The sequence below is a fragment of the Kribbella sp. NPDC026611 genome, assembly GCF_040638345.1.
Classification (GTDB): Bacteria; Actinomycetota; Actinomycetes; order Propionibacteriales; family Kribbellaceae; genus Kribbella.
The window spans coordinates 102,974-117,391 of record NZ_JBEZYC010000006.1 but is presented as its reverse complement, the minus strand read 5'-3'; the positions used below and the strand labels follow the sequence as shown (position 1 = coordinate 117,391).

Genomic DNA, 14,418 nt, shown 5'->3' with positions numbered 1-14,418 from the left:
GCCTCTCAGGCGGTGACTTTGCGGGCGAGGGAGGCGAGGCGGTGGGTCACGTCGCGCGGGCGCTCCTGCATGAGCATGTGGCCGGCGCCGGGATACATCCAGACCCTGGCGCTCGGGAGCTCGGCCGCGATCCGGTTCGCGTGCCGCGGCGGGAGCAGCCGGTCGCGGGTCCCGTGCATGATCTCGACCGGGATCTGATCCAGCACCTTCAGCGCGTGCCCGAGATCGTGCTGCAGGATCGCCTCCAAGAACCCGCCGTACGACGCCCCCGGGACGACCGCCAGATCCGCCAGGAACAGCTCGACCTCGGCCGGATCGGCCTTCCGCCCGAAGACCACCTGCCGTAGCCCCGCTCGCCGAGCCCATACCAGACGATTTGGCATGGCGGCCTGGGATCGAGCGCTGTGCAGCTTGTCCAGCTGGCGGTCGACGCGGGCGCCGACGAGATTCATCAGGCGGGGCGCAGCCGCCGCGGCCGCCGGGCTGAACCGCTTCGGGATGCCGAACGCGCCTTCCGAGATCCGGCCGCACGACGTGCTGATCAGCGCAGCCGCACAGATCCGCGGCCCGCCCGGGGTCGATGTGGGGGCGAAGAGGTCGGGATGGGTGTCGGCGAGGGACATCAGTGTCATGCCGCCCATGGAGTGGCCGGCGTACACGACCGGGCCGGCGCCGACGACCTCGTCGAGGATGGTGACCAGGTCCTCGGCCAGGCGGGAGATCTGCGTCGAGCCGGCCGGAGCCGCGTCCGAACGGCCGTGTCCGCGGTGGTCGTACGACACCACACGGACGGCATCGGGCCCGAGGATCCGCGGTAGGTCCTCGACCTGGTTGTGCCAGGCCCGGGTCGAGCAGGTCCAACCATGGACGAGCAACACCGTCACCGGCGCGTCGGCGGGACCAGCGACCTCGACGTTCAGCCGCACACCGTCCGACATCACCACACCGGACCGCTCCAACTCACTCTCCCGTTCCGCCTGGACAGTCACGCGCTCTCCCGCTCTCGATCACCGGCGGCCAGGTGGGCCGCGCGCAGTCTGCCGCCGCGGGCGCCACGCCCGACCAGCCAGGCAATGCCGAAGATCTCGAGCCCGCCGACCACCGCGAGGAGGGCGTAGCCGGCGTTCCACATCCATCGTGGCACGTCGGTCCGCTCCTCGCGCCGCAGCACCTGCTGCTCGTTGATGAAATCGACCTTCTGCCCGTCCGACACCTGCACCGCGGGCTTCTCGATCGCCAGGTCCTCCGGCGCGTACACCCAGGCCGCCACCAGGTCCCGCTGTCCACGGTGCAGCCGGATCATCGACTTCCACTTCCCGTACATCGGCAGCGGTTCCGCCGACCGGTAGGTGCCATCAGCAACCTTCACCATCGGGTGGTACACCAGCCCGCCACCCTGCCAGGCCAGCGCCTCGAACCATCGCGCACCGACGGCCGCGTCGCCCGGCGCCAGCGAGACCGTGACGTACGCCGTCGGCTCGGCCCCCGTGGCCACCCGCTCCAACGACACGGTCCCCGACACGCCCGGCTCCGCCGACCGCGGCACGCAGTAGAACAGCACCGCGAGCACGGCGACCAGGCCGGCGGCGCCGAGTTGATGGGTACGGCGGACCGCGAGCGCCCGCACGTGCCGGATCCCGGTGGCGCGCTCCTCGCCGGCGACCTCGGCGTACCGGGTCGCGAGCCAGGCGCCGACGAGACCGGCTCCGATTCCGACGACCACGCCGTACCCGACGGCGGACGGCAGCATCGACGCCGGCCAGGCGATCGGCATCCAGACCTGGCTCCACGCGTACTCCGCGACCAGGCCGACGGTCCCGATCAGCGCGCCCGCGACCGCGCCGAGACGGAAGCGATTCTTGTTGCCCAAGGCAAATGCCACCACCTCGACCAGGATCGCCTCCACGATCAGCAGCGGGAAGTGCCCGAGGATCTGGCCCAGCGGCTGGTCGACGGCCCAGGCGATGCCGCCGCGGATGATCAGGTAGACCGCGAGCGCGCCGAACGCCGTACCGGGACCGCGCCGCGCACGCAGGATCGTGAACCCCATCGCCGCGCCGAACACGATCAGGATCGGCTGCAAGATCAACGGGAACTGCGGTACGCCGTAGTTGAACTCGGTACTGAACAGGTCCCACGCGATCAGCAGCGCGCCGACCGACACGATCTCCTGGAAGATGCGGCGTTTGTTCAGGCCGACGAGCTGCTCCACCTCGGCGAGCGCGAGCAGCCGGGCGAAGATCGAGAACACCACCCCGCCGATCATCAGCAGGTGGGTCGGGCCCCACAGCGTGACGTCCTCACCGAACAGCCGGTGCCAGACGTCATCGAGGGGGAAGCCAACGAGTGCGAACGTCCCGCAGACCGTCACCAGCGCGGCGCTGCACGGGATCCGCCAGCCCTTGGTGAGCTTGATCGTCCGCGCGGGCAGCGGCTTGCCGGCCAGCGCGATCGGCAGGACGCCGGAGATGATCACGCCGAGGATGCCGAAGAAGATCGGGTAGTGCGCCGGCGTACCGAACGGGCCGGTGTCGCGGCCGCGGTCGATGTGCACCGCGATGTCCCACCAGACCCCGAACGCGCAGGCGAGCAGCGAGACCGCGTGCAGGTACGGCGTGAGCGCGGCCCATCGGGGGACTCCGTCCAGTCTCCCGATGGTGTCCGCGAACCTTCCTACCAGCGTGGCGTGCCCGGTCCGCTCCCGCCACAGGAGCACGGCGAGTGCGAGGTACATCAGCGTGACGACGCCGGTCACGATCGCGATCTGGTCGAACGTCGCCGTACCGGTGGTCGCGAGCGGGATCGTCATCCGGCGTCTCCTTCGTGGCATGCGCCATGCTTGATGTTACATCAACTATGTAACGTTGAGTCTGGAAGACTGTCAAGGGTGGAACAGATGCCGGACGAGGAGCTCACCGTCGACCAGCTCGCCGCCAGGGTGGGCATGACGGTCCGGAACGTGCGCGCGTACGCCGGGCGCGGCCTGATCCCGCCGCCGCGGCTGGTCGGCCGGACCGGGTACTACGGCCACGACCACGTGGCCCGGCTCACGCTCGTCCGCGAGCTGCTCGACAAGGGCTACACGCTGGCCGCGGTCGAGCGGATGCTGGGCGAACTGCCCGATGGTGCACTCGCGCTCGGCGTGTTCGAGACGCTCGTGAACCCGTGGACGCCGTCCGAGCCCGAGGAGCTGGACGAGCTGCAGCTGTCCGAGCGGGCCGGCGTACCGCACGACCCGGCGGTGATCGCGCGGCTGGTCGAGCTCGGCATCGCCGAACGTCTCGACGACGGCCGGCTGCGGATCGCCAACACCGACCTGCTCCGCACCGGCCTGGACGTCATCAGGCTCGGCGTCCCGCTCGACGCGATCTTCGAGATGCTCCCCAAGCTCTTCGCCCAGGCCGACGCGGTCGCGAAGATCTATGTCGAGCTCTTCCGCTCCACCGTCTGGCGAGACTTCACCAACGCCGGCATGCCGCCCGAGGGCTGGCCCGAGATCCAGCGCACCCTCGAAGGCATCATCCCCCTCGCCGGCCAGGCCCTGGTCGCCGCCTTCCGCGATTCCATGGCCCGCGAGATCGAGGTCGCGGCGTACGAGGAACTGGGCCTCGACCCGAAGACCCTGCCTTCCACCGGCTGAACCGCCTACCCCGGGCGGCGGCCCTGAGCAGACCCTGAGGGTTCGGCGGATTTACTCGGGCTTGTTTAGGTAATTCTCCGCATGCGTGAACCACCCCTGGCGCGCGAACGTAGTTGGTACCAGGAGCGAGGGGACCGCCGACCATGAAGACGCAGAAGCTGAGGCTGCACGTGCACCACATCCACACCGGTGGTTGGTGTGCCGACATCGACGACGACAACGACCGCCAACCGGACGACCCGTACTGGTGTGTCGACCAGTGGCCGTCGCTGGAGGCCGCTCTGGCCGCTGGATGTGCAGAGCTTGCGCGACTCGTGTCCGACGCCCGCCCGGTCCGCGTCAGCGGGTACTACGAAGCGGTGCTCGCCGCCTGAGCCAACGGGGAACAACGGGGCGAGGCCCGGAGAACCGCAGGGGGTTCGCCGGGCCTCGTTTTGTCTGCACCCTCAGGTGTGTCGGTTGGTCCGGTCGTCGGGCAGGTCGCCGACCTCGGCGTCCCAGTCGTCGTCGTCCGGCAGGTTCGCTTCGTTGCGCCGGGCAACACGAAGGAACGCAATGATCAGCAGGACCGGCCCGAGCACCATCGCCGTCTCGGGGATCCCGCCCAGATGCAGCGCGATCATGACGCCGTCACCAGCGCGATCCCGCCCGCGGTGAAGGCGACCATTGCCGCCAGCATCGGGTACTGCGCCCGCCGCAGCTGCCGGCGCCGGAAGAGCTCAGCAGCGCGATCGTGCGCGGACACCACCCCGAGTACGTGTCCGAGCACGATCGCGCCGATCTGGACCCCCGCGATGAAGCTCGTGCTCAGGAACGCGTAGTCGATCCGCGTCGTCCCCGTCCCGAGCAGATCCCAGCCACGCCCGAACGGATCGGTCGCGAGCAGCACGCCCTCCTGCCCCTGGAACATCGCGAACGAGAAGTAGTGCGCGACGGCGTACCCGATCGCGATCGGTACCAGCGAGTGCACGAACGCTCCCGGCAGGCCGGCCGCGCCGACAGCACCCGGCCGAACCTCCGCCGAGCCGGTCGTTTGGGCGGCCAACAAGAACAGACAGGTGACGATCGCGACGGCGACGAAGAGACCGATGCTGTAGACAACGAGATGCTGCGGACGGCTGAGCTCACCGGCCCACGAAGTCCACGCCGACCAGCGCGAGATCCCGTCGAAGGCCGTTGACCCGAGCAACAAACAGAGCAGCCCGACGATCCCGCGATGCTGCGGCATTGCGGCCAGGCCGGCGAGCGGGTTGCGTAGCTCCAGACGGTTGGTCCCCCGGCCGATCGGGCTCAGCCGGGCGAGGACTTCGGCGTACACCTCGAAGCTGTCGCCTGCGCTGAACCACGCCGGGCCAAAGACGATGCCAGCGGCAACGTTCACCACCGCGTAGCTGGTGACGAAGAGCGCGACGATCCGAGGCTCGGAAGCATCTGGGTAGACCAGTTCGAGCCATAGGAAGACGAGCAGCCCACCCACCGCGGGCCAGTACGCGAACCGCTCCGGCAACTTGCGGTACGACGTACGCCGTACCAGCCCCGCGATCGTCCGCAGCGGATTGGCGAGCCGCCAGATCGGGCCGCAGAGCAGTGACAGCGGAATGATCCCGACCCAGATCCATACGTACAGCCAGGTCGGCGCAGGGTTGCGGGACGGCTCGTCGCTCCCGAACCACGCCGCGCCGAGCACCAACGCGAGCGCGGCGATCCCGCCCGCCTTCAGCAGCCACCGGGTCGCGCGGGCGTCGACGATCCGCGTCAAGCCGGCGAGTGGGTGCCCACCGGCCGTCTCGAACCGTGGCCGCGACCAGAACGCCGCGAGCGCGAAGAACGAGACCGCGACCGCCGCGGCGGCGGAGTAGATCGCCAGCCAGAGCGGTACCGGCAGATCGCCGCGACCACCGATCCCGTGCAACGGCAGCACGCGGTCCTCCGATCAGCGACGTACTATCTGACCGATCGAATGTAACACTGTCGATGTCACATAGCCAGGTACTCGGCGACCTTGAACCGCCTGGTGAGCCGCCGGAACCGGAACGTGAACGACGGCCAGAGCGTGGTGTTGCGGCCCTGCGCATCGAGGTACCAGCTGGAGCAGCCGCCGCGGGTCCAGACCGTATTCCGCATCGACGCCCGGACGCCGTCGACGAACGCGCGCTGGACCTCCCGCCGTACCTCGACCTGCTGGAGGCCCTTGCGGTCCATGGTTCGCAGCGCGTCCAGGATGTAGGCGATCTGGGACTCGATCATGAAGACCATCGAGCTGTGGCCGAGACCGGTGTTCGGGCCGATCAGCATGAAGAAGTTGGGGAAGCCGGCGACCGCCGTACCGAGGTGGGCCTCCATGCCGTCGGACCAGGCGTCGCGGAGGGAGACGCCGTCGCGGCCGTGGACCAGGTCCATCACCGGCAGGTCGGTGACCTTGAAGCCGGTGCCGTAGATGATCGTGTCGACCTCGTGCTTCACGCCCTCGGTGGTGACGATGCCGGTCCGGGTGACCTCGGCGATTCCGTCGGTGACGACGTCGACGTTGGGCTGCGCGACGGCCGGGTAGTAGTCGTCGGAGATCAGCACGCGCTTGCAACCGAGGGTGAAGTCGGGGGTGAGTTCGGCGCGCAGCTTGGGGTCGCGGATCTGGTGCGCGAGGTGCTTCTCGGCGACCTTCTGCGCCTGCCGCATGATCGCGGGCAGCTTGGCGAAACCGAGCACCATCGACTCGCGCGCCCAGTAGATGCCGGCCCGGACGGCCTTCTGTGCCAGCGGGAACCTGCGATAGATCGACTTCTCGAGCGGGGTGATCTTGCGGTCCGGGCGCGGCATCACCCACGGCGGCGTCCGCTGGAAGAGGTGGAGCTCCTCGACCTCGGGCTGGATCGCGGGCACGAACTGGATCGCGGACGCGCCGGTGCCGATCACCGCGACCTTGCGGCCGGCGAGATCGAGGTCGTGGTCCCAGCGGGCCGAGTGGAAGACGTCGCCCTCGAAGTCCTCGATGCCGGGCAGCTCGGGGTACGACGGCTCCGCGAGCGGGCCCATGCCGGACAGCAGGATGTCGGCGGTGAACTCGCCTTGGCTGGTCGCGATCCGCCAGCGACCGTCCTCCCAGTGCGCGGACTCGACGGCGTGGTTGAAGCGGATGTGCGGGCGAACGCCGTACAGGTCGGTGACCTTGCGGAGGTAGTCCTCGATCTCGGGCTGCGGGGAGAAGGTCGACGACCAGTCCGGGTTGGGCGCGAACGAGAACGAGTAGAGGTGCGAGGGTACGTCGCAGCGGCAGCCCGGGTAGGTGTTGTCGCGCCAGGTCCCGCCGACGTCGGCGGCGCGCTCGAGCACGACGAAGTCGTCGTACCCGGCCTGCTTGAGCCGGACCGCCATCCCGATCCCGGCAAACCCCGTGCCGATCACCACGATCTTCATCCAGGCCTCCTGCTGTTGGCTGAACTTACTCATAGTAAGTTACTCGGAGTCAGTTAGAGTGTGCAAGTGACCTCGACCACGCCGACCGCCGGCCGGCCGAACCCTGCGCGCGGCGCGGAGCAGGTGCCGCCGAAGCGCCGCCGCGACCGGGCCGCTCGGGAGCGGGAGATGCTCGAGGCGGCGGAGCGGATCTTCGGCGAGCGCGGGTACCACGGCACGTCGATGGACGACGTCGCCGCCCAGGTCGGGGTCTCGAAGCCGCTGATCTACCAGTACTACGGCTCGAAAGACGGCCTGTTCCTCGCGGTACTAGGACGCCTCCGCACCCAACTCCTCGACACCGTCGCCGACGCAGTCATGGCCGCGACCGACGCCGAAGACGCCCTCTACGCCGGCTTCGTCGCCTGGTTCCAGTTCCTCGACGACCACCCGCAAGCCTGGTCGGTCCTCATCGACGAAGGCATGCTCAACGCCGGCGCCGAAGCCACCGAAGAAGTCCGAGCCGCCTTCATCGACCTCATTGCCACCATGGTCCGCAGGAACCTCCCCGCCGGCCGCCCGGCCGACGACGACGAAGTACAAATCGTCGCCCAATCAATCTCCGGCGCCACCGAACGCCTAGCCATCTGGCGCACCCGCACCCCCCATCCCCCCACCCCCGAAAAAGTAGCCCAAACCCTCCAAAACCTCCTCTGGCAAGGCCTCCACACCCTGAGCACCAACCCTTAGCCATGCAGATCGTTTCGTTCGCCGAGGCAGAGGTGCCGGATGGGTTGCGAGCTCAGGTCCGAGACCTGCAGGAGAGCGCTTGGCCTACGGGGACTGCGCCCGACGTCGTCCACGACCCAGCCCTCAAGCCGCTCTCGATGCTGCTCGTAGACGGCGACGTCGTGGTAGCGGCCCTCGACATACTGCAGAAGCAACTCGACCATGCCGGGACCAGCTTCCTGGCAGGTGGACTCAGCACTGTCGTCACCCGGGCGGACCGCCGGGGCCGCGGTCATGGCCGCCAGTTAATCCTCGCCGCTCGCTCCACCATGCTCGAGCAGGGCCTCGACCTAGGTATCTTCACCTGCGACCGCCCGCTGCGGATCTTCTACGAGAGCGCGGGCTGGCAACCCCTCCGCGGCACGGTCCTGATCGGCGGTACCCCTGCCGACCCCTTCCCCAGTGACCTACCCGGCTTCGACAAAGTCACTCTCGCCGCCTTCTTCACGCCCAAGGCCCAGCAAGCCGAGCCCACCTTTCACAAAGCCCGCATCCCCTTGCATCCAGGGACCATCGACAAGCTCTGGTGACATAGACGCGGTGGAGATTGAACGTGTATCGGGGGTTCGTAGCGTTTGGGGTATGACGATCGGAGATGCTGGACGGACTGGGGCGGTTGGGCGGCGTAGGTTGATTGGTGGGGGTGTTACGGCTGCGGTGGCGGCGTCTCTTGGGTCGCCTGCGTTTGCGGCGGGTAGTGAGCTGCCGGTGGGTGAGTTGAAGGGGTACAGCTTGCCGTTGAGTGCCAGGGGTACGGCGGGGTTGGTGGACGCGCCGCCGTGGCACTACGCGGGTGACCTGATCGGGGCGGAGTTCTGGACTACTGCCGACGCGGCGAAGGCGGCGTTGCCGGTGGGGTTGACGCCGGATCCGGTGTCGGCGGGGCATGGGTATGCGCTGTTCATCGACTGGCAGGTCTCGGGCGACAACCAGGAGTACCTCGACCCGGACCGGAGCCTGTACTCCGAGTTCCTGGTGCTGCTCGACGCGCAGTACAAGGGCGCACCGGTTGCCTGGTGCCCCTTTATCTATGTCGACAACGACGCGGCGCTCGCTCGTGGGTGGTTCCAAGGGTTTCCGAAGAAGTTCGGGACGATCAAGCAGACGCGGGCGTTCTCGGTCGCCAGCAACGCCGCGCCGGCAATCGGGCCGGGCGGCACCTTCGCCGGCGGACTGTCGTCGGCCGGGCGGCGGCTCGCCGAGGCGCGGGTGACGTTGGACAAGCCGATCGGCACCATCCCGGCGCTCGGCCGGCCGATCGTCAACCTCCGCCACTTCCCCCGGCTGACCGCGGGCAACTTCAACAACCCGGCCGTCCACGAGTTGACCCAGTCGATCCTGGAGAACCCGATGGTCGCCAACACGTGGGGCGGCACCAGCAGTCTGACGTTCCTGCCGGCTCCTCACGAGGAGCTCGCCGACCTCAAGGTCACCCGCACCGGCATCGGCTTCCGCGGCACGTTGTCGTACTCGGTCCGCGACCTGAAGATCCTCACCGGCCCAGACGCCACCAGTTGATCAGCGACCTCCAGTCTGATCGGCCCGGTGGTCCGGGCGGTTCAAGGGGGTGGGGGCACCCCTACCGCCCATAGCCGAGTGCCGGGCATCCCCCGGCACTCGGCTGCTCCACCACGCCGTCCTGGCGGCAACCTCCGTCGACATCAGCTAGGTTCGTGCGGTCTAGCGGACGGCAGATGGGGGTGGGCGATGGACGAGGTGTCGGCGCGCTTCGAGCTGGTCAAGCTGGAGCTTGTCGAGCTGCAACAGGCGATCCGGAACTACGACGCCATCCTCTTTCAGGTCAAGGGATGGGCGGTCACCGTTGGCTTGGCGACCGCCGGTCTGGCGTTCACGACGCATTCGCGGTCCCCGGTGTTGCTTGGTGTGTTCTCCTCACTCGCCTTCCTGGGGATTGATGCGCACCGGAAGTCGATCCAGCGTCGCCTGGTCAAGCGATCGATGAACCTTGAGCAGGCCCTCCGCGATGCACCGATCGCCGACGCGCTCGCCGATCGTACGAACCTCGCCGTGCCTGGACTGGCCGGTAGCGCGGCATCGCCCGGGCCGACCCGAGTCGTCGGTGCGGTCCTCCGTGAGGCGGTCAAACCAGGGACCGCCATGCTGTACTTCGCGTTGATCGTGCTGCTCTGCTGCACCTTACTCAGCCTGAGTTAGCGGTGGTGCTCGCTGACCGTATTCACGAAGGTTGCCGCGGCCCTGAAGGTGAGGGTTGGCTCCGGGTTCCACGGGACGACGTTGCCGGTGCGCACGGCCGGGACCTCGGGCCAGGACGGGATGGTTGCCAGCTGGTCGGGGCCCATCGAGTTGGGGCGTTGGTCGTAGAGGGCGAGGTCTGCTGGATGGGCGGTGGGGAGGTCGGGCCATTTCACTACCTCCCAGCCGCCGGAGGTAGTGGTCGGCGTGAAGGTGACGCCGGCGTCGGCCAGTAGGTGGAGGCTGGGCCAGTACTTCGGGTTTGCGACATAGGCGTCCGTGGCCGTGCCACCGGACAGGGCCGTCACCTGTCGAGGGTTGCGGCGTACGGCGTCGGCCAGGGCTTCAGTTGCCGTGGTCAACGGTGTCTCGGGGTCGTCGGCGTCGCCGCCCAGAGCTTCAGCCAGCTCGTGGAAGCGGTTGATGACGGACGCGAGCGTCCGGTCGCCGGCGATGCCAATGGCCAGCACCGGAGCGATCGACTCCAGGTCGGACGCGACCGCCGCGGAGACGCCGTAGACCTCGCCGCCGTAGGTGACAGTCACCACCAGGTCTGGGCGCAGGCTCTTCACCAGGTCGAGGTCGACACTGTCCCCGGCGCCGACCAGCGGCGCGTCCAGCTCAGAAGCGGCGTTCCCACTGTCCGCGTTGTGCTGGGAGCCGAAGTACCCGACCACCGGCACCCCAAGCTCAACCAGCGTCCGCGCCGCCTGCGCATAAGCCACCACCCGCCCCGGCCGCCGAGTACTCCGAACCTCCGCCGCCCGATCGTCCGTGAACGCCCAACCCTCACCCATCCCATCCCCTCTCGCCCAGCCACCGAGCGTAATCATCACCAACCTACCCGTAACGGAAACCTCCGACCGCTCGGTCGCCGCACACGTGTCACACGGAGGGGTGCTGCCTGGTCTTAGGTATGGATCAACAATCACGAGGAAGGGCGATCATGGCTGCACTTACGAAGGCCGAGGCTTTGGGCATCATTCGTCGCGCGTACGGGCCGGATCTCGCCGCGTCGATCGCGGACCGGCTTCCCGATCAGTTCGACCCCGACAACGACGCGGACATGGAGCGGCTGATCGACCTCGGCCTCACCCGCGACGGCCTCGCCAACGCCCTAGGAGGCGAGCTGTGAAACAACCGCAAGCGACCGTGGAGGTAGTCGCCTCGGTCCTCACCCCGATTGCAGAAGGGTAGATAGAGGAGGCACGATGAGCGGCGTCCGTCATCGCCCCGTGCTGATGCAGGTACGGCGTCTGGGGCTCGGCCGCAACCCGCTGCGTCGTACGGCGGACCGGATCGAGGCGGTCCTGCTCCTCGGCGTGCTGGTGCTCGGTCTGCTGGCCATCCCTGCGGCGGCCGCTCTGGGTACGACGATCCGCGAACGCGCCGAGCAGTCGGCCGCGCGCTATCGGGCCGAGGTTCATCCGGCCAAGGCGCACACCCTGGAGGAGGCCGCCTTGGGACAGGCCACTGCCAGGGTCGGCATCAGCTGGGTGGACAGTTCGGGCGCGACGCGTCTCGGCGAGGACGACGTACCGTTCGGCACCGCCAAGGGAAGCGACCTCACGATCTGGCTCGATCGCACCGGCGCGAGGGTCCAGCCGCCGCGGAACCCGGCCGACTCCGCGGCGCTCGGTGCCGTCACCGCGCTCACGCTTCCGATGCTCGCCTGGCCAATGCTGTGGGCGCTCTTCCGGCTGGCTCGCCGTCGGCTGGACCGCCATCGGCTCGATGCCTGGGCGACCGAATGGCGGCAGGTCTCGCCACGCTGGACCGGGCGCCAGCAACCATGAGCGGGCAACTCCGAGCCGCCTGCCGGGACGAGGACCCCGACCTCTTCTTCCCGATCGGAACCACCGGGCCGGCCCTCCGACAAACCGAAGTCGCCAAACAGATCTGCCACCGCTGCCTGGTGACGGAATCCTGCCTGGCCTAGGCCCTGCGGACCGGTCAGGACGCGGGTGTCTGGGGCAGCCTCTCCGAGACCGAACGCCGCGACCTCAAACGAGCCGGCCCGGCAGAGATCCGCGAGACAGCGTGACCGCTCAGCGTGGGAGCTTGCGGGTGTCGACTAGCTGCTGGGCAACCGTGTGCAGCTTGGTGTTCGTGTCCTGCGAGTACCGCTTGAGGATCGCGAAGGCCCGGTCGGCGTTGACGTCGTACCGCTCCATCAGGATCCCCATCGCCTGACCGACGAGTTTGCGGGCGTCGACCGCCGCCGCCATCGTCTTCTCGTGCCGGGCCGTCGCCACAGCGACCGACGCATGCCGCGCCAGGATGTGCGCGATGGCTTTGTCGTCCCAGCTGAAGCCGTCCGGAATCTTGCTGTAGAGGCAGAGTACGCCGACTGTCGCCGAGTCCGGGCCGAGGACGAGCGGTACGTCGAACACACTGCGAACGCCGAGCTCGGTCACCATCTCCGACCACTCCGGCCAGCGGTTGTCGCTGGCCGTGTCCCGCACCAGAACCTCGACACACTCGCGCATCGAGACCATCATCGGCCCCTCCTGCCCGTCGAGCTGGGGCTGGTAGATCTCCACGAGCACGGGGTCGGTCACCGCAGGTAGTTCGGGCCGCCCGCCCTTGGTGTAGAGCGCGACACCAGCGTGGCTACAGTCCAGCGCGTGCAGCGCAAACTGCACCACCGCGTCGACGGTCTCCTCCACGCCCCCGGCGTCATGCATCTCCAGAGCCAGCCGCGCAAAGAGCTCCGCCCGCGCCGCAACATCCGGATCAAGCATCGCCACCCCACCATCATGCCCCCCACCAACCCAGCCGCACGCTCGTACGTCGCCCTTGTCCGCGGCCTCCCGCGCTTTCGCGCCGACAGACCGACCCTCAGCTCAGGCCCAACGCCTGCTCGACTGCCAGCAGAGTCTCCTCGACAGTCTGGCCGTCGACGACGATGACTCTGGCGGCTGTCCCCTCGAGCTGGCTTCGGATCAGCTCCCAGCCCCAGACGAGACCGCTGAGGTCTGCGCCCGGCTGCCGCACTTGCAGTCGGGCGAGTTGCTCGGACTTGGACGGCATCAGCCAGACCGCGTCCTCGCCCGCCATCGCGGGTGTGACGAATGCACCTTCGACGACGACCGGTCTGTCCGGGGACAGCGAGCGGAGATCTTCGATGATCATCGGCCGGCGGTCGAAGTCGCCCGGGCCGGTGCCCAGGACATGAAGCCCGGCCGCGGCGGCGCGCTCCTCGTGGGCAAACGCATGGGAATCCACGCTGTAGTAGAGAAGTCCGTGCTTTTCCGCGAGCAGGCGGCACACCGTGGTCTTGCCCGCTGCCGCCGGTCCGCCGACCCAGAAAATCCTCATCTGACACCAGATTATCCGCCGTACACCCCGCGCACCCGAGATCGATCGCTCAGCCGGTGCGGAGGGCTGAGGGTTCGGCGTTCCAGGTGGTGAGGAGATGGTTGGCGAAGAGGTTGTCCAGGGTGAGGGCGCAGGAGGCTCCGAAGAGGACGTCGGCGATTGACTCCGGATGCTGGTCGACGTACGTCCCGCACAGGTCGTGGGCAGCGATCTGTTCGTGGACGGCGTCGGCCTCGATGTGTTCGGTGAAGTAGCGGGCCTGATCCTCGGTAGCGCCCAGCCGCATGGCGCCGGCGGCGTACTTGCGGTTGGGCAACGTCGACGTCATCTCGAACGCGGCCAGGTGGCCGAGGAGCGCGGGCGTCCAGCGGTGGTGGATCGCGAACAGCGACATCGCGTTCGAGATCGCGAGCGTGACGGCCGGGACCTCCGGAACGTAGTACCCGTAGGTGTCGTCGAGGCCGAGCCAGCGCATCGTCGTACGGAACAGCTCGGAGTGCATCCGCTCGAGCCGGCCGCCGCCGTACTCGTCCGCCTCGATCTCGACCAGCGCGGCCTTGGCGGCGCCGGTCAGCCGCGGGATGCCGAAGCTGTGCGGATCGGCCTCCTTGAGCTGGTAGACCGAGCGGTTCAGGACGAACTCGCGGAACTGCTCGACCGAGGCATGCCGACGCAGGTACGCCGACAGCCGCGGCCCGTCGTCGGCGTCGATCAGCGCGCGCAACTGGTCCGCGACCGGCTCGGCGGTCGGCTCGGTCCGGCAGTTGGCCTCGAGCCACGCGACCCAGGGTGCTTCGAGATCGGTGCGGAAGGCAATGATGTCGGTGTCCCACTGGCGCTCGGGCCGTACGCCGTCGAACCCGCGGTACTGCAGTTCGTTGGCGACCCAGAGCGCGGCCTGGAGATCCTCGTCGGCGAACGGGGTTTCGCTCGTCGTGATCGTCGGTACGCGGGTGCTGGATCCCGCGAGGCGGTCGTTCAGCCAGGCGCTGAGCGGACCGCGGGGTGGTGGTAGCTGCATGATTCTTCAGTACCCGTGGAGTACTCACGCCTCGAGTGGG

Annotated in this window: 17 protein-coding genes and 1 pseudogene; 9 read left to right on the top strand and 9 right to left on the bottom strand. The window is 68.5% G+C overall.

What is annotated here, in order from left to right:
- Positions 1 to 5: 5 nt before the first annotated feature.
- Together AB0E69_RS24825 and AB0E69_RS24820 are read right to left on the bottom strand one after the other, a co-directional pair.
- Positions 6 to 989 carry an alpha/beta hydrolase gene (locus AB0E69_RS24825; protein WP_360150464.1) on the bottom strand — a complete coding sequence of 328 codons (984 nt, stop codon included), beginning with the start codon at positions 987 to 989 and terminating at the stop codon, positions 6 to 8.
- Complete coding sequence (locus AB0E69_RS24820) at positions 986 to 2,809, bottom strand: hypothetical protein (protein WP_360150461.1); 1,824 nt, start codon at positions 2,807 to 2,809, stop codon at positions 986 to 988. Before AB0E69_RS24820 ends, AB0E69_RS24825 begins: the two co-directional genes overlap by 4 nt.
- Positions 2,810 to 2,896: 87 nt before the next feature.
- On the opposite strand from AB0E69_RS24820, the gene AB0E69_RS24815 reads away from it, so the two are divergent.
- Together AB0E69_RS24815 and AB0E69_RS24810 are read left to right on the top strand one after the other, a co-directional pair.
- On the top strand, positions 2,897 to 3,640 hold the full coding sequence (locus tag AB0E69_RS24815) for a MerR family transcriptional regulator (RefSeq protein ID WP_360150458.1): 744 nt from the start codon (positions 2,897 to 2,899) through the stop codon (positions 3,638 to 3,640).
- 143 nt (positions 3,641 to 3,783) lie between these two features.
- Positions 3,784 to 4,014, top strand: a complete 231-nt coding sequence (locus tag AB0E69_RS24810; RefSeq protein ID WP_360150456.1) for a hypothetical protein — start codon at positions 3,784 to 3,786, stop codon at positions 4,012 to 4,014.
- A 72-nt stretch (positions 4,015 to 4,086) separates the two neighbouring features.
- On the opposite strand, the gene AB0E69_RS24805 is transcribed toward AB0E69_RS24810, so the two are convergent.
- The 3 genes from AB0E69_RS24805 to AB0E69_RS24795 are packed head-to-tail and all read right to left on the bottom strand — an operon-like array spanning position 4,087 to position 7,087.
- Positions 4,087 to 4,263: a hypothetical protein gene (locus AB0E69_RS24805; RefSeq protein WP_360150453.1), complete on the bottom strand. Its 177-nt coding sequence runs from the start codon at positions 4,261 to 4,263 to the stop codon at positions 4,087 to 4,089.
- Positions 4,260 to 5,561 carry a hypothetical protein gene (locus AB0E69_RS24800; protein ID WP_360150450.1) on the bottom strand — a complete coding sequence of 434 codons (1,302 nt, stop codon included), beginning with the start codon at positions 5,559 to 5,561 and terminating at the stop codon, positions 4,260 to 4,262. Before AB0E69_RS24800 ends, AB0E69_RS24805 begins: the two co-directional genes overlap by 4 nt.
- 56 nt (positions 5,562 to 5,617) lie before the next feature.
- Positions 5,618 to 7,087, bottom strand: coding sequence for an NAD(P)/FAD-dependent oxidoreductase (locus AB0E69_RS24795; protein WP_360150447.1), 1,470 nt, complete (start codon positions 7,085 to 7,087; stop codon positions 5,618 to 5,620).
- 33 nt (positions 7,088 to 7,120) lie between these two features.
- Here AB0E69_RS24795 and AB0E69_RS24790 point away from each other — a divergent pair, with 33 nt between their 5' ends.
- The 4 genes from AB0E69_RS24790 (at position 7,121) to AB0E69_RS24775 (ending at position 9,997) form a co-directional block, all read left to right on the top strand.
- Positions 7,121 to 7,783: a TetR/AcrR family transcriptional regulator gene (locus AB0E69_RS24790; protein WP_360150444.1), complete on the top strand. Its 663-nt coding sequence runs from the start codon at positions 7,121 to 7,123 to the stop codon at positions 7,781 to 7,783.
- A 2-nt stretch (positions 7,784 to 7,785) separates the two neighbouring features.
- The gene (locus AB0E69_RS24785; RefSeq protein WP_360150441.1) at positions 7,786 to 8,352 is read left to right on the top strand and encodes a GNAT family N-acetyltransferase; all 567 of its coding nucleotides are present in this window, start codon (positions 7,786 to 7,788) and stop codon (positions 8,350 to 8,352) included.
- Positions 8,353 to 8,530: 178 nt separating this feature from the next.
- A complete protein-coding gene (locus AB0E69_RS24780) occupies positions 8,531 to 9,340 on the top strand; it encodes an acetoacetate decarboxylase family protein (RefSeq protein ID WP_360150438.1) in 810 nt (269 codons plus the stop codon).
- Positions 9,341 to 9,529: 189 nt separating this feature from the next.
- Positions 9,530 to 9,997, top strand: coding sequence for a hypothetical protein (locus AB0E69_RS24775; protein ID WP_360150435.1), 468 nt, complete (start codon positions 9,530 to 9,532; stop codon positions 9,995 to 9,997).
- Here AB0E69_RS24775 and AB0E69_RS24770 read toward each other — a convergent pair.
- On the bottom strand, positions 9,994 to 10,833 hold the full coding sequence (locus AB0E69_RS24770; protein WP_360150432.1) for an ABC transporter substrate-binding protein: 840 nt from the start codon (positions 10,831 to 10,833) through the stop codon (positions 9,994 to 9,996). The genes AB0E69_RS24775 and AB0E69_RS24770 overlap by 4 nt on opposite strands.
- 149 nt (positions 10,834 to 10,982) lie before the next feature.
- Here AB0E69_RS24770 and AB0E69_RS24765 point away from each other — a divergent pair, with 149 nt between their 5' ends.
- From AB0E69_RS24765 to AB0E69_RS24755, 3 genes and pseudogenes are all read left to right on the top strand, one after another.
- Complete coding sequence (locus tag AB0E69_RS24765) at positions 10,983 to 11,171, top strand: hypothetical protein (RefSeq protein ID WP_360150429.1); 189 nt, start codon at positions 10,983 to 10,985, stop codon at positions 11,169 to 11,171.
- A 76-nt stretch (positions 11,172 to 11,247) separates the two neighbouring features.
- On the top strand, positions 11,248 to 11,832 hold the full coding sequence (locus tag AB0E69_RS24760) for a hypothetical protein (RefSeq protein ID WP_360150426.1): 585 nt from the start codon (positions 11,248 to 11,250) through the stop codon (positions 11,830 to 11,832).
- A pseudogene (locus AB0E69_RS24755) lies at positions 11,829 to 12,080 on the top strand (WhiB family transcriptional regulator). The gene AB0E69_RS24760 and the pseudogene AB0E69_RS24755 overlap by 4 nt, the downstream one beginning before the upstream one ends.
- Before the next feature lie 4 nt (positions 12,081 to 12,084).
- Here the strand turns inward: AB0E69_RS24755 and AB0E69_RS24750 are convergent.
- The 3 genes from AB0E69_RS24750 to AB0E69_RS24740 form a co-directional block, all read right to left on the bottom strand.
- Entirely contained in the window at positions 12,085 to 12,780 is a 696-nt protein-coding gene (locus AB0E69_RS24750) for a GAF and ANTAR domain-containing protein (protein WP_360151642.1), read from the bottom strand.
- Positions 12,781 to 12,877: 97 nt separating this feature from the next.
- Positions 12,878 to 13,357, bottom strand: coding sequence for a hypothetical protein (locus AB0E69_RS24745; RefSeq protein ID WP_360150423.1), 480 nt, complete (start codon positions 13,355 to 13,357; stop codon positions 12,878 to 12,880).
- A 49-nt stretch (positions 13,358 to 13,406) separates the two neighbouring features.
- Entirely contained in the window at positions 13,407 to 14,378 is a 972-nt protein-coding gene (locus AB0E69_RS24740; RefSeq protein ID WP_360150420.1) for an iron-containing redox enzyme family protein, read from the bottom strand.
- Between the last annotated feature and the right edge of the window lie 40 nt (positions 14,379 to 14,418).

Bases quoted from the DNA above. Each gene is read 5' to 3' on its own strand.
- AB0E69_RS24820 (WP_360150461.1), bottom strand. From the start codon at position 2,809: ATGACGATCCCGCTCGCGACCACCGGTACGGCGACGTTCGACCAGATC.
- AB0E69_RS24815 (WP_360150458.1), top strand. From the start codon at position 2,897: ATGCCGGACGAGGAGCTCACCGTCGACCAGCTCGCCGCCAGGGTGGGC.
- AB0E69_RS24810 (WP_360150456.1), top strand. From the start codon at position 3,784: ATGAAGACGCAGAAGCTGAGGCTGCACGTGCACCACATCCACACCGGT.
- AB0E69_RS24805 (WP_360150453.1), bottom strand. From the start codon at position 4,263: ATGATCGCGCTGCATCTGGGCGGGATCCCCGAGACGGCGATGGTGCTC.
- AB0E69_RS24795 (WP_360150447.1), bottom strand. From the start codon at position 7,087: ATGAGTAAGTTCAGCCAACAGCAGGAGGCCTGGATGAAGATCGTGGTG.
- AB0E69_RS24785 (WP_360150441.1), top strand. From the start codon at position 7,786: ATGCAGATCGTTTCGTTCGCCGAGGCAGAGGTGCCGGATGGGTTGCGA.
- AB0E69_RS24775 (WP_360150435.1), top strand. From the start codon at position 9,530: ATGGACGAGGTGTCGGCGCGCTTCGAGCTGGTCAAGCTGGAGCTTGTC.
- AB0E69_RS24770 (WP_360150432.1), bottom strand. From the start codon at position 10,833: ATGGGTGAGGGTTGGGCGTTCACGGACGATCGGGCGGCGGAGGTTCGG.
- AB0E69_RS24765 (WP_360150429.1), top strand. From the start codon at position 10,983: ATGGCTGCACTTACGAAGGCCGAGGCTTTGGGCATCATTCGTCGCGCG.
- AB0E69_RS24760 (WP_360150426.1), top strand. From the start codon at position 11,248: ATGAGCGGCGTCCGTCATCGCCCCGTGCTGATGCAGGTACGGCGTCTG.
- AB0E69_RS24750 (WP_360151642.1), bottom strand. From the start codon at position 12,780: ATGCTTGATCCGGATGTTGCGGCGCGGGCGGAGCTCTTTGCGCGGCTG.
- AB0E69_RS24745 (WP_360150423.1), bottom strand. From the start codon at position 13,357: ATGAGGATTTTCTGGGTCGGCGGACCGGCGGCAGCGGGCAAGACCACG.
- AB0E69_RS24740 (WP_360150420.1), bottom strand. From the start codon at position 14,378: ATGCAGCTACCACCACCCCGCGGTCCGCTCAGCGCCTGGCTGAACGAC.